Origin of the sequence: Bacillus sp. 5mfcol3.1 (assembly GCF_900114335.1) — a bacterium.
GTDB lineage: Bacteria > Bacillota > Bacilli > Bacillales > Bacillaceae_G > Bacillus_A > Bacillus_A thuringiensis_S.
Window position 1 is genome coordinate 1,562,480 of the sequence record NZ_FOST01000002.1, and the last position, 12,745, is coordinate 1,575,224.

Below are 12,745 nucleotides of genomic sequence, written 5' to 3' on the forward strand. Positions count from 1 at the left end.
ATGATATATTGTCAACGCAACTTATTAAAAGTGTTTAATAAGTATGTTGATTAAGGTGGTGAGCGATTTGAGTGAACAATTTGTTACTCAAAAATCGATTAAAGAGACGATCCTTCGCGGCATTCGTACAGCTCTTCTAGAGCGAGGTAGTGCAACGAAAGTTGAACTTAGTAATACATTAGAAATCAGTTTTCCAACGATAAGTAAATTTATAGAAAAAATGAAACAAGACGGTGAAGTCACTTTAGCCGGTTTAGATGATTCAAGTGGTGGAAGAAGAGCAAAACGATATGAATATAATCCAGAATATATGTTAGGTTTAGCGATATTTTTAGAAAAAAATGAGACGAACTATACAATTTTTAACTGTTTAGGGGAAGTAAAAGAACAAGGCAGTACTTCAAGTGCATTAATTGATACGGGTCTAAGTGTATTGACAGAACATATAGAAAGTCTTATAGCTACGTTTCCAAAGATAAGTTCAATCTCAATTGGTGTTCCTGGTGCTGTCGATAATGGGCGTATTTTCTATATTCCTGGATATGAAAAGTTCCAAAATTTTAATTTGAAAAGTCACTTGGAGGAACTGTTTTCTATACCAGTAGTAATAGAAAACGATATGAATGCTGCAGTGCTCGGCTATCATAAAAATACTGGAAACAATGAAAATTCCTCTCTTGTATATTTGTATTCAGGTCAAAATGGCCCAGGTGCGGGGATTATGGTAAATGGAGATGTCGTACGCGGAAGCACATTTTTCTCAGGAGAGATATCTTTCGTCCCGCAGTACGATAATAAAAATTTCTTGCAAGCTTTGAGAAGTGAAGATTCGAATAATCCAGAGGAATATAATATAGATGCTATTACTCGTTTAATAGCTACATGTATAGCTATTATTAACCCTCATGGATTCATCTTCTGTGATGATGAAGTGAACCAAATTGTTATAGATCAGATTGTAAAAAGTTGTCCACAGTACATTCCGGCAGAACATATTCCGAAAATAACAGTGAGCAACTGGAAAGAAGATTATTTATATGGGTTAAAAAGCCTTGGACTTGATCTTATGATTACGAGAACAAATAAAGAAAATTAAATGTACTGGCAATGAAGCATCCAATTGCCAGTTGAATAACATAAAAGAAAAGGTGTCGATTATGAAAATTGAGCATGTAGCAATTTGGGTGAATGATTTAGAAAGAATGCGTGATTTCTATAAACAGTACTTCGGTGGTGAAGAAAATAGCTTATATCACAATCCGAAAAAGCAGTTTAAATCTTATTTCATAACTTTTGAAGGCGGTGCGCGTCTAGAACTTATGAAGCAGGTAGGGATAGACGAGAAAGTACAAACACAAACAATAGGATATGCGCATATTGCTTTTTCAGTAGATAGTAAAGAAAAAGTGAACAAATTAACTAATACATTAAGAGAAGCAGGATACTCAGTGTTAAATGGGCCGCGTACTACAGGGGATGGTTATTATGAAAGTGTAGTAAGTGATCCTGAAGGAAATCAGATTGAGATAACAATCTAACATTATATTTACTAATAATTGATAAAAAATAAAATTTTGTTGTTCCCCCAAATGTGAACGAGAAACCTATTATTTCTGCAGAAAGGGGGACATAACGTTGAGTGAAATCATTTTTATTTTCTGTATATATCCATTGCTTGTTTGTATTGTTTCAATAGCTGGAGCATATAAAGTAGGTACATTTTATGTGATGCCAATAGTAACATTTCTTATTTTTCTTATGTTAAATGTTACAGCGCACGATCCAGCATTTTTCTTTTGGGTGGGCATGTATACTATTCTTTCATTTATTGTTTCTTATATAACTATCCTTTTTATAAAGGGATATAAAGTTGTAAAAAGAGAGCGTTAATATCATTTTGGGGAAATAGGGATTTACGGTGAACGATAACAACCTCATTTCACGTTGTAATGACGGGAAATGAGGTTGTTTGATTTCTATTTTTTATTGGATTGATGAAAATCGCGAAGAATCTTCTCAATGACTGGATGAAGATTACTAGGTAACTCATCAAGCGGAAAGAAGCGTAATTCTTTCGATTCCCTTTGATCGCATACAAGCTCACCGTGGAATTCTCGGCAAATATAAACAACGAGTACACCATGTACTTGATCACCATTTGGATAGATTTGAAAGAAGTCTGGTCCTGAGTATGTACGGAATAATTCTGGCTCTTTAATAATAAGTCCAGTTTCTTCAAACACTTCTCGTTTTAAAGCATCTTCTAACGTTTCGTTATATTCTAGGGCACCACCAATAATGCCCCAGAGGTTAAAATCTGTACGGAACTGCAGCAATACTTCATCTTTTTCATTTAATATAATGGCGTGTGATCCTATTAAAATAAGTGGATGATTTCCTACTAGATTTCTCATATCTTCAATATAACCCATGTCATTGCTCCTTGTATTTAATAATAGTTAGGAAGTTCTTTTAACATTCTTTCTGTTTTACGTGCTGTAAAGGCTAAGTTATGGTCATCTTTCGTTCTGAAAAATAATGTGCGTAAAAAGGTTTTAATATTGGCACATAAAATACAATACTCAGTAAGCGAAAGGCGTTTTCTAATTTGAGGAAGCCTTTTTATTTTTTTTTGAATAATAGAAATTAACTCGTTTTGAGGAAAATCATGATACAGCATTGCTAGTAATGGAGTAACGATGCGCTCATCTTCGTTATTATGAAAAAGGTCAGATGGAATAAAGATTTTATTTAATAAACAATGAATTAATTCTTCGTACCATTCAAAAGTGGTATACGTATTATGAACAATTTCAGTAAAGGCATCAGATACGTGAGCAAGACAATGAGCCCATCCTTTATTTTCGATATAGCCCCGAAAATCTGTTTCTAAGTTTGTGTAAGTAATGAGTTTATTTTTTATTTCTTCGATATCCTCCTCTGTACAAAAGTAGTGCGAATTAGCGAATTGGAGTATTAACGCAATTAACGAAACAGTGTAAGAACGTGTGAAAACCCCATCTGTATGTGGGGAGTAAATGTCACAATATAAATACTCATCACTTAAACAAGTTTGCAGAAGTAATTTCAGCTGATCGTCCATAAGGAATTCATGATGAATGAAATGCGCAAAACATTTATATATAAGTTGGTAACGAACGTAGCTATCAGTCGTTCCGATATACTGAAGCATGTTCAAAGTTAACTCATTTACGTCTATATGTTGCAGTTGCGTATAGTCATTTTGTTGTATAAGCTCTAACTGTTGTTGCAATGCTGTAATATCCACTGGAGAACCTCCTCCGCACTTTAAAGATGCGATCTTTTCTAGTATTCTATATATTCAAGGACAATCCTGCTCATGCAAGGAGAACGATTAGAAATTCGAGTATGATATAGATGAGGGAAGAATATGACGACGATAGAACAGTTAGAAAAACATTTTAAAATAAGAAGAAGTGCTTCTTCTATTATGATAAAAGAAAATAATGCAGAGATTTTTACAGAAGAGCAATTAGAAGAGATGTTGCAATATTGCGTTGCTGAAGCTGAAAAAGATGGATTAGAAAAACTACATTTTGAAATCTCTTCAAAAAGTCCAAATTATGATGTGTATAAAAAATGTTTTGAAACGTATTCATTTGAATATATTACTGAAAACATGATTGTATTTAAAGATATATACGAAGTAGAAGATGTAGAAAGTGAAGTTGATTTTAAGTTAATTGAAGAAGTAGGGGAAGAGGCTTTTTATTCACTGTGGAATGAAGCGACGGGAGAACCAGTCGCTCATGATCAATTTGTGCATATGATGCTACAAGAAATTGGTGAGCAATGGAAAGAACATTGCTTAACAGCGAGTGTCGATGAAGAGCCGATAGGAATTGTAATCCCGCATATTGAAAGAGGTACGTTAGAAGAAGGGAAACTTATGTACTTCGCAGTTACTCCAAATATACGTAACAAGGGATATGAAGCTGCACTATTTGCAGGTGCGATGTTTGTCTTAAAGGAAATAGGTGCATCTTATTATATTGGTGAGACAAATGTACAAAATGAGTGGATGAAGGATGTTTTTGAAAAGAACGGATGTCAGCTGCTGAGTTGTACTGAGCGGTATGTGAGGGAGTTTTAAGATATACCCTGGGACACATCTAGTGGGAACCCGTGTACAAATTTTGAACAAGTAAAAGAACTTTTCGCCTGTTTGTAAGATAAAAAGAAAAATGAGAACGACAAAGTAGTTATTCCTATAATAAAATAGAGTAAGATTTGACTATAAGAGAAAGCGTTGGTGAAAGAATGGAGCAGCAAAGACATTGGTTACAAGCAACTGTAGAGAGAAATGAAGATAATACGTTACAAATAAAATGGGAAAATAATATAGAAGAAGTTCGTATTTATTGGAGTACTTCACCAGAACATATTGAAGAAACTGGAGAATTACTTGCAACGGTAAATGGAGAATTATCATATACAATTGAAAACCCGAGTGAAAATGAACGTCCATATTTTAGATTAGTAGGAAGTAATGGACAAGCAGTAACAGTAGCTGAGCGTAGACTGCCATTACAAGGCGCGTTTAACTTCCGTGATATGGGAGGATATGAAACGACTGAAGGCCGTAAAGTGAAATGGGGCAAATTATACCGTTCTGAAGAATTAGCAGGACTAACAGAATGGGATATTGCGTATTTACAAAAGTCTGGCTTAAAGTTAATTTGTGATTACCGTACAGACTTTGAAGTGAAGCATAAGCCGAATCCAGAAATTACAGGTGCTCGTCAAGTGTGCTTACCAGTTATGCAAGACTTAGCGAAAGACTTAAATATAAATGAGTTTTTCCAAGTTGGTGACCTTTCAATGTTAGGAAAACCAGGTGAGTATCTTGTGAAAATGAATCAAGATTTCGTAAGTGGCAACGAGGCATTCGTGAGCTTCTTAAACTTAGCGCAAAACCCGGAAAACTTACCGTTAGTAAACCACTGTACAGCTGGAAAAGATCGTACTGGATTTGGTTCAGCATTATTATTACTTTTACTAGGCGTACCGGAAAAAACGGTAATGGAAGATTACTTATTAAGTAACGGATTCCGTGAAAAGTTAAATGAAAAAATGATGGCCTTTTTAGGTGCGAAATTACAAAACGATGAGAGCAGAGCGATATTAGGTGCAATGTTTGAAGCGCGCGCCGAATATTTACAAGCTGCGATTGGTGAAATTCAAAAGCAATACGGATCAGTTGAAGCATACGCTGAAAGGGCTCTTGGCTTTACGAAAGAGTCGTTAGAGGAAATGAAAGAGTTACTGCTGGAAGAAAAGTAAAAAGAAGGGAGGCTGGTTTTAATTAGCCTCCCTTTCTTATTGTTGTTATAATTAAGCTATGAGAATATAGGAGTTGAGAAAAACATCATGAAATACAAAGTTATATTATTCGACGTAGATGATACATTATTAGATTTCCCAAAAACGGAAAGACACGCATTACATAATGCGTTTGTACAGTTTGGTATGTCTACAGGGTATAATGATTATCTTGCAAGTTATAAAGAGATTAGTAATGGATTATGGAGAGATTTAGAAAATAAAATGATTACGCTAAGTGAATTAGCCGTAGAGCGATTTAGACAATTATTTGCAATTCATAATATAGACGTAGATGCGCAGCAATTTAGTGATGTATACCTTGAAAATTTAGGGAAGGAAGTACATCTTATAGAAGGCGCAGTACAATTATGTGAAAATCTACAAGATTGCAAGTTAGGTATTATTACGAATGGATATACGAAGGTGCAACAATCAAGAATCGGAAATTCGCCTTTATGTAATTTCTTTGATCACATTATTATTTCTGAAGAAGTTGGTCATCAAAAACCAGCACGTGAGATTTTTGATTATGCGTTTGAGAAGTTTGGGATTACTGATAAATCAAGCGTACTAATGGTTGGAGATTCGTTAACTTCTGATATGAAAGGCGGAGAAGATTACGGCATTGATACGTGTTGGTATAATCCGAGTTTGAAAGAAAACGGGACAGATGTTAACCCGACTTATGAAGTGGAGAGTCTTCTACAAATTTTAGAAATTGTAGAAGTGGCGGAAGAAAAGGTAGCTTCATTTTAATCATGCTGATATTTGTCGAAAAATCGATATATTGAAAAAATCGTTGATATATTGTAAGTTGTGATAGATATATTGAAAAAATCGTTGATATATTGTAAGTTGTGATAGATATATTTGAAAAATCGTTGATATATTGTAAGTTGCGATAGATATATTTGAAAAATCGCTCATATAAATTCATATACTAAGATATAGAACAAAAAAATAGAGCTACTATACAAGGTCATTCACGTGTTATAATGCGTGAATTAAATATGCGTATATAAATAGTTTCCTAGCGTGATGCGATGTCATGTATGATTAGTGTAACAACTAGAGGTGAATAAAGAATGTTAAAGTTTTTATTTGAGTTAGACAAGAATCTCCCGCAGAAGGATGAGCCACGGTATGATGCTTATTCAAAGGGCTTTATCGAAGGAGATGTAACGATTTGCGCGAGTGACAGCGTATTTTTTCAAAAATCATGTATGAAGGTTGCGGAGCTGGGCATTTATTTAGGTCAGTGGATGGAACAAGTTCAACACGGGCAGAACGTACCTATGAAATATGAAACGGCTGACCGTGAAGAGGTAATTCTTGGTTTCTTCTATGAAGAGGATCATAATCAATGGAATGTTTCTTCCAGCTGGCAAGAATTTGAACTTCAAGAGCTTATATCTACTACAACATTAATAGAGAGTGTTCAACACTATTTGTATGAGCTAAATAAAGAACTGCGCATGATAGAATATCCTGTGACGTTTGATCAGTACTTAAGAGGAGAGCGAATGATGCAGCTCTCTTACAAACGACCGTGTGATAGCAAAGCAGATACGACGCCGATAGAGTTTTATAATGGAAGTGAGCAAGTAGGCGTAGTACGGGGTTATTATAAAAATACGTTGATGAGAGTGCTGGACTTCATTCCGAAAATTGGTAGTAATATCATTTATGAAATAAAGGATAGTAAGGGCAATATTCGCGTCATTGCAAAGGATGTAAGTAGGCAGCGCCAAAGAAAGATTTTAGTAACGTACATCGATAATAATGATGCAGAGCATGAAATACTTGTATGTGACGGAAAGTTATTGGATGCAAATTTTATATTTACCTTTACATATAAGGCAGAAGAATATGTTGTTCATAAAACTTCATTTGGAATGGGAAAATTATTACGAAAAGGCTATTTAATCGCAGATTGGAACATTCGTCTTGAGGAAGATATGTATTACATCGAGATGAATGCATATGATGGAGATTACATGGAGGATCAATACTTACTATTAGGCGTATTTCATGCGGTTTTATATGGATAATCTATGAGAAATACCGTCATTCTTCTTGGAAAGAATGACGGTATTTTTTATTTATCCTCAAAAATAAAAATCTCATCAATCGTACTATGAAGTGCCTTCGCTATATCGTGAGCGAGTTGCAATGAAGGATTATACTTACCTTTTTCAAGGTGGCTAATTGTTTCACGCCGTACACCAACTTGCTTCGCTAAATCTTCTTGTGTCATGTTCAATTTTGCGCGGTATTCTTTTATCTTCGTTACGAACGCCATGGCGCATCTTCCATTTCATCAACAGGTTTATCATAAAAGAACATAGAAAAACCGAACGTAAGAATGAGTGTGCCGAAAATAAGAGCGATATCAATTTCTTGTAGCGCCGGGTTTGGAAATAACATTTCAATAAATATAATGATAGCGGTAGTTAGTAATGTAACGATAAATGCATTGCGACACGATTTATTGACAATTTGTTCAAACAGTTCATCGTGTTGAACTGTTCTATACGATGTGAAAAAGGAGAAGAAACAGAACATAGTAAACAATCCTTTTTCATAAAAAAATCCGAGGAAACCGAAGAAACCGAGAAATCCTAAATATTTTATCCAAGTTGTTTTCATGATAGGTCCTCCTTACGTTGTTAGAAATAAGTCACGTTATGTTACAAATATATCACAATTGGATAGGAATGGTAATAATAGTTTTCCAGTTTGCTTCATAATAATAGTAAAAAGAGGAAATATGCTGCGAAATAAAGAGGATAATATTGTAAAATGGTTGTAAGGAGGGGGAGGAAGAAATGCTAACTTGGATCATGATCGTTGTATTACTTGTAGTGATTACTGTCATTGCGACGGTGTTAATTGGGCGGAATGGTGATGCAAATTATAGCAAAGCGACAAAGGGGAATATTAAACGATTAACAATGATTTATATTATACTAGCTGTCGTTTTAGTTGTTGGATTAGGGGTGTATATTTATTTTAAAGGTTAAATAAACTGAAAAATGTAAAAATCTTAAAATGGAAGTATGCTATAATATCAATATAGTTATTTGGTAATTAAGGAAAGGATTGGATGGAATGATTGAAATTACGAATGTGTCAAAAAGTTATAATGGGTCTACTTATGCAGTAAAAGATTTAAGTTTATCTGTACCTAGCGGCGAAATCTTTGGATTTTTAGGACCAAATGGTGCGGGTAAATCCACGACAATTAAGATGATTACTGGCATTCACGGGGTGGACAAAGGGACTATTACGATTAATGGAAAAAATATTATGGAAGAGCCGATGGAAGCAAAGAAGACGTTTGGTTATGTGCCGGATAGCCCAGATATGTTTTTACGTTTAAAAGGAATTGAATATTTAAACTTTATGGCTGATATGTATGAAGTGCCGAAGGAAGTAAGACAAGAACGAATAGAGTCTTTAGCGAAGAAGTTTGATCTTTATAATGCATTATCTGATCAAATTCAAAGTTATTCGCACGGTATGAGACAAAAAATCGTTATTATTGGTGTGCTCGTGCATGAACCAGATGTATGGATTTTAGATGAACCGTTAACAGGGCTTGATCCGAAATCTGCATATATTTTAAAAGAAATGATGAGAGAACATGCGGATAAAGGAAAGATTGTATTTTTCTCTACGCACGTATTAGAAGTAGCGGAAAAAATATGTGACCGGGTTGCTATTATTAATAAGGGGAATTTGCAGTTTAAAGGAAATTTAGATGAAATGAGAGATCATTTTAAATCCAATGAATCACTTGAAAAAATGTTCTTGGAGATGACGGGCAATGAGTAAAATTTGGACGTTAACGAAGGTACTATTAAAGTTAAATTACGCAGATTTTATAGCAGATAAGAAGAAGCGATGGGCGTATTTATTTTCATTTGCAGCTATTTTATTTGTTGGATTTTTAATATTTGGTTCGATGACGCACGGAATGTATGAAGGTTTGAAACAATTAGGGCAAGGGCCGGGAATGATTATTGCAATGGGACTTGCGATTGCGAGTATATGGGTATTTTTAATGAGTATAACGAACATTTTAACTGTATTTTACTACAGCAATGATATTGAAATGTTACTGCCGTTACCATTAAAACCAGCGCAAATTATTTCGGCAAAATTTTTAACGGTATTAATTACACAATACGTAATGAGTTCATTTATTTTATTACCAATCTTCATTACGTACGGTTTAAAAAGTGGCGCATTTATTACATATTACATATATATGATTTTTATTTACTTACTCTTCCCAATCGTGCCGTTAGTATTAGCTTCGTTACTGATGACAATTATTATGAGGTATACAAATATAGCGAAAAATAAAGATCGAGGAAATATATTTATTGGAATCGTAAGTATATTATTTATTGTAGGAATTAACGTATTTATGCAGTGGAGAAATAAAAGTGCGTTTTCTGGAGATGGGGCTGCGGAATACCTTGTAAATAATCAATCTTCTCTTTTAGTACAAATGACAAATTATTTTCCAACTACATATTTTGGAGCAGTGGCATTAGTAGAAAATGCAAATTGGAAGGGACCTTTATATGTAATAATCTTTGCAGTTATTTCATTTGTCTTCTTTGTGTTGTTTTATTACATAGCAGAGCGTACATATTTAAAAGGGGTTATTGGACTTTCAACGAGTACAGCAAAGAAACAAGTTATTTCGGCGGAAGGTTTACAGAAATCAACAGTACAAAGTTCGCATTTAAAAGCGTATGTGAAAAAAGAATTTAAAACGTTATTCCGTACACCACAATTTTTCTTAAATTGCATTGTACAAACTTTCGTTATGCCAATTATGTTGTTCTTTATTTTATTTGTGCAAGATGGAAATTTAAAGTTTATTACAGAGTATATTAACAATCCAGAGACAACGGGATTTGCAATAGGTGTTGGCCTTTGTGCATCGTTATTTTTAATGGGGAGTAACGTCATTGCAACAACGTCATTTTCGCGAGATGGAAACTCTTGGTTTGTGAATCGTTATTTACCAGTAAAGGCTGCGGATATCTTTTTTGCGAAAGCAATCACTGCTTGGTTAATTAATGTAATCATTTTAGCAGTATTCGGTATTACGATGGCAGTTGTAGCTGGGATTTCTCCAGTCTTTATGATACTGTGGTTTTTACTAAGTGCGAACGGGTTACTGTTAATTAATTTAATTGGAACACGCTGGGACGCACAAACTGCAGATATTCATTGGGATACAGAGCAGAAATTATTTAAAAGTCGATATACAACTTTATGGAATTTTTTAGCTAATATTTTAATAGCTTTAATTATTGTGGGGGGAGTAAGTGTATTATACTTCTTCCTTCATGTCGGACTGTGGGTTATGTTTATCGTTTTATTTGTAATGTTTACGATTGTAAATTATATCTTTATTAAAATGTTAAAATTAGGTGCTGAACGTATACTGTCAAATATTCAATAAGAAGATAGATCCTCTGTATTCATGCAGGGGATCTGTGTATAGATGGAGGAGAAAAAGGTGAAGAAAATAGCAATTGTAACAGGGGCAACTCGTCTGAATGGAATTGGTGCAGCTGTATGCAAGGTGCTTGCTCAAAAGGGGATAGACATTTTTTTCACGTACTGGCCAAAGTATGATAAAGCGATGCCATGGGGAATGAGTGATCAAGAACCCTTTTTGCTGAAAAAGGAAATTGAAAGTTACGATGTTCGATGTGAAATGGCAGAAATCAATTTATCGCAGTCTTATTCGCCAAATCGTTTGTTTTATATGGTATCAGAACGGTTAGGTGATCCATCTATTCTAGTTAATAATGCAGTATATTCTACTCATACGAGAATTGAGGAATTAGATGTAGAGCAGTTGGATAAACATTATACAGTTAATGTTCGGGCTATTATGCTATTAAGTTCATTGTTTATAAAACATTATTCACTTAAAACGGGCGGGAGTATTATTAATCTTACTTCAGGACAGTCAGTAGGTCCAATGCCAGATGAACTAGCATATGCAGCAACGAAAGGGGCAATTGAAGCATTTACAAAGTCAGTAGCACCAGTTGCGATGGAGAAGGGGATTACAGTGAATGCTGTAGATCCAGGACCGACGAATACAGGATGGATTACAGAGGAGCTGAAGCATCATTTAGTATGGAAGTTCCCGCAAGGTAAAGTAGGAGAACCGGTGGATGCTGCGCGCTTAATTTCTTTTTTAGTAAGTGAAGAAGCGAAATGGGTTACTGGGCAAGTCATTCACTCGAATGGTGGTTATTCATAAAAATATTATGTTAACAAATGTTGAGAAACAAAAAACGAAAGAAAATTTTATTTTTTTGTATAAATAAAATGTCAAGAAAGATAAAAATTTGATAGAAGAGTATATCGTCATATGAAGATAGTAATTCTTAATGTGACAATATACTCTTTTTCTTTTACTTGCAAGTAGAAAAATGAAGTAGAAGAAACTCGAATATTAAAATGAGTTTATCAGTTTTTGTACGTATTATTATGAAGATTACTGTCGGAAAGATGATAATTCGTATGAAAAGGGATTTTTTAAGGGGGAATCGAATCGTAAAGGGGAGGATAAATTATGTAAAACATAGGGGGATTTATATGAAAATGAAAAAGGTCGCTATCGCATCGATAACAATTGGTACAATGCTTACTATGGCAGCTTGTAGTCCTTCAGCAGATAAAGAAACGGAAAAGAAAGAGCAAGTAACTGCGCAAAATGATGGAGAAGCAAAAACGACAAGTGCAGATGAAGCGTCAAAAACAACGAAAGATACTGAAAAAGAAACAAATACTTCTTCAAATGAAAAAACAGATAAGGATGCAAAAAATACGAAAGAATCATCAGGGACAGAAAGTAACGGCAAAACGTCAACTCAAAACGAAAATGTAAAAACAAAAGAAAAAGAGACGACAGGAAAAACGAATGATCAAACGACTAGCGGGAAAACAACAGATCAAAGCACAAGTACAAGTACAAGTACAAGCACAAACAATAACGGAAAGACAACGAAAGATCCGAAGAAAAGTGTTGCTGTGAAAACGAATGTTAAAGAAGTTGTAGCATTAATTGATAGCTTGGACAAGCAGTTAGCTGCTAATCCGAAATTGGAAACAGTGAATAAGCTTGGCAAACAAATTAATGAAAAGTGGGATGTGATTGAAAAAGAGCTAGAGGCATCACATCCGACGGATTCTAAAACAATCGGTCAAAGTATGTATCCGTTAATTGTAGGAGCGGAGAAAGAAAAAATCGATATTAATAAAATGAAATCTTTAACGACGAAAACGAAAAAAGATTTAAATCAGTTATTGACGAAACTTTCGTAGTTTCAAA

The 12,745-nt window shown here is 34.4% G+C and carries 16 protein-coding genes; 12 read left to right on the forward strand and 4 right to left on the reverse strand.

Annotated elements, in window-relative coordinates; genetic code table 11:
• The first annotated feature begins 67 nt into the window (after positions 1–67).
• From BM089_RS17480 to BM089_RS17490, 3 genes are all read left to right on the forward strand, one after another.
• Positions 68–1,096, forward strand: a complete 1,029-nt coding sequence (locus BM089_RS17480) for an ROK family transcriptional regulator (protein WP_000003038.1) — start codon at positions 68–70, stop codon at positions 1,094–1,096.
• Between the two features lie 61 nt (positions 1,097–1,157).
• Positions 1,158–1,538, forward strand: a complete 381-nt coding sequence (locus tag BM089_RS17485; RefSeq protein WP_090977554.1) for a VOC family protein — start codon at positions 1,158–1,160, stop codon at positions 1,536–1,538.
• A 97-nt stretch (positions 1,539–1,635) separates the two neighbouring features.
• The gene (locus BM089_RS17490; protein ID WP_090977556.1) at positions 1,636–1,890 is read left to right on the forward strand and encodes a YbeF family protein; all 255 of its coding nucleotides are present in this window, start codon (positions 1,636–1,638) and stop codon (positions 1,888–1,890) included.
• Between the two features lie 86 nt (positions 1,891–1,976).
• On the opposite strand, the gene BM089_RS17495 is transcribed toward BM089_RS17490, so the two are convergent.
• A complete protein-coding gene (locus BM089_RS17495) occupies positions 1,977–2,432 on the reverse strand; it encodes an NUDIX hydrolase (protein WP_000540454.1) in 456 nt (151 codons plus the stop codon).
• Between the two features lie 17 nt (positions 2,433–2,449).
• On the reverse strand, positions 2,450–3,289 hold the full coding sequence (locus BM089_RS17500) for a DUF2785 domain-containing protein (protein WP_000355455.1): 840 nt from the start codon (positions 3,287–3,289) through the stop codon (positions 2,450–2,452).
• 123 nt (positions 3,290–3,412) lie between these two features.
• Between BM089_RS17500 and BM089_RS17505 the strand changes: the two genes are divergently transcribed.
• The 4 genes from BM089_RS17505 to BM089_RS17525 all read left to right on the forward strand — a co-directional run bounded on the left by BM089_RS17505 (position 3,413) and on the right by BM089_RS17525 (position 7,418).
• Positions 3,413–4,135, forward strand: a complete 723-nt coding sequence (locus BM089_RS17505) for a GNAT family N-acetyltransferase (RefSeq protein ID WP_090977558.1) — start codon at positions 3,413–3,415, stop codon at positions 4,133–4,135.
• 167 nt (positions 4,136–4,302) lie between these two features.
• Entirely contained in the window at positions 4,303–5,325 is a 1,023-nt protein-coding gene (locus BM089_RS17510; RefSeq protein ID WP_090977560.1) for a tyrosine-protein phosphatase, read from the forward strand.
• Between the two features lie 87 nt (positions 5,326–5,412).
• On the forward strand, positions 5,413–6,123 hold the full coding sequence (locus BM089_RS17515; RefSeq protein ID WP_090977561.1) for a YjjG family noncanonical pyrimidine nucleotidase: 711 nt from the start codon (positions 5,413–5,415) through the stop codon (positions 6,121–6,123).
• Positions 6,124–6,452: 329 nt separating this feature from the next.
• Positions 6,453–7,418, forward strand: coding sequence for a tubby C-terminal domain-like protein (locus BM089_RS17525; RefSeq protein WP_072939108.1), 966 nt, complete (start codon positions 6,453–6,455; stop codon positions 7,416–7,418).
• Between the two features lie 47 nt (positions 7,419–7,465).
• On the opposite strand, the gene BM089_RS17530 is transcribed toward BM089_RS17525, so the two are convergent.
• Entirely contained in the window at positions 7,466–7,669 is a 204-nt protein-coding gene (locus BM089_RS17530) for a helix-turn-helix transcriptional regulator (protein ID WP_000896294.1), read from the reverse strand.
• Positions 7,657–8,016 (reverse strand): DUF3796 domain-containing protein, encoded by a 360-nt coding sequence (locus BM089_RS17535; protein ID WP_000859208.1) that lies wholly within the window; start codon positions 8,014–8,016, stop codon positions 7,657–7,659. The genes BM089_RS17530 and BM089_RS17535 overlap by 13 nt, the downstream gene beginning before the upstream one ends.
• 179 nt (positions 8,017–8,195) lie before the next feature.
• On the opposite strand from BM089_RS17535, the gene BM089_RS17540 reads away from it, so the two are divergent.
• The 5 genes from BM089_RS17540 to BM089_RS17565 all read left to right on the forward strand — a co-directional run bounded on the left by BM089_RS17540 (position 8,196) and on the right by BM089_RS17565 (position 12,738).
• The gene (locus BM089_RS17540; protein ID WP_000958863.1) at positions 8,196–8,390 is read left to right on the forward strand and encodes a hypothetical protein; all 195 of its coding nucleotides are present in this window, start codon (positions 8,196–8,198) and stop codon (positions 8,388–8,390) included.
• 88 nt (positions 8,391–8,478) lie between these two features.
• On the forward strand, positions 8,479–9,204 hold the full coding sequence (locus BM089_RS17545; protein WP_000570204.1) for an ABC transporter ATP-binding protein: 726 nt from the start codon (positions 8,479–8,481) through the stop codon (positions 9,202–9,204).
• Entirely contained in the window at positions 9,197–10,855 is a 1,659-nt protein-coding gene (locus BM089_RS17550) for a putative ABC transporter permease subunit (protein ID WP_090977564.1), read from the forward strand. Before BM089_RS17545 ends, BM089_RS17550 begins: the two co-directional genes overlap by 8 nt.
• A 57-nt stretch (positions 10,856–10,912) precedes the next feature.
• Positions 10,913–11,671 carry an SDR family oxidoreductase gene (locus tag BM089_RS17555; RefSeq protein WP_090977657.1) on the forward strand — a complete coding sequence of 253 codons (759 nt, stop codon included), beginning with the start codon at positions 10,913–10,915 and terminating at the stop codon, positions 11,669–11,671.
• A gap of 338 nt (positions 11,672–12,009) precedes the next feature.
• On the forward strand, positions 12,010–12,738 hold the full coding sequence (locus tag BM089_RS17565; RefSeq protein WP_090977565.1) for a hypothetical protein: 729 nt from the start codon (positions 12,010–12,012) through the stop codon (positions 12,736–12,738).
• The last annotated feature ends 7 nt before the right edge of the window (positions 12,739–12,745 follow it).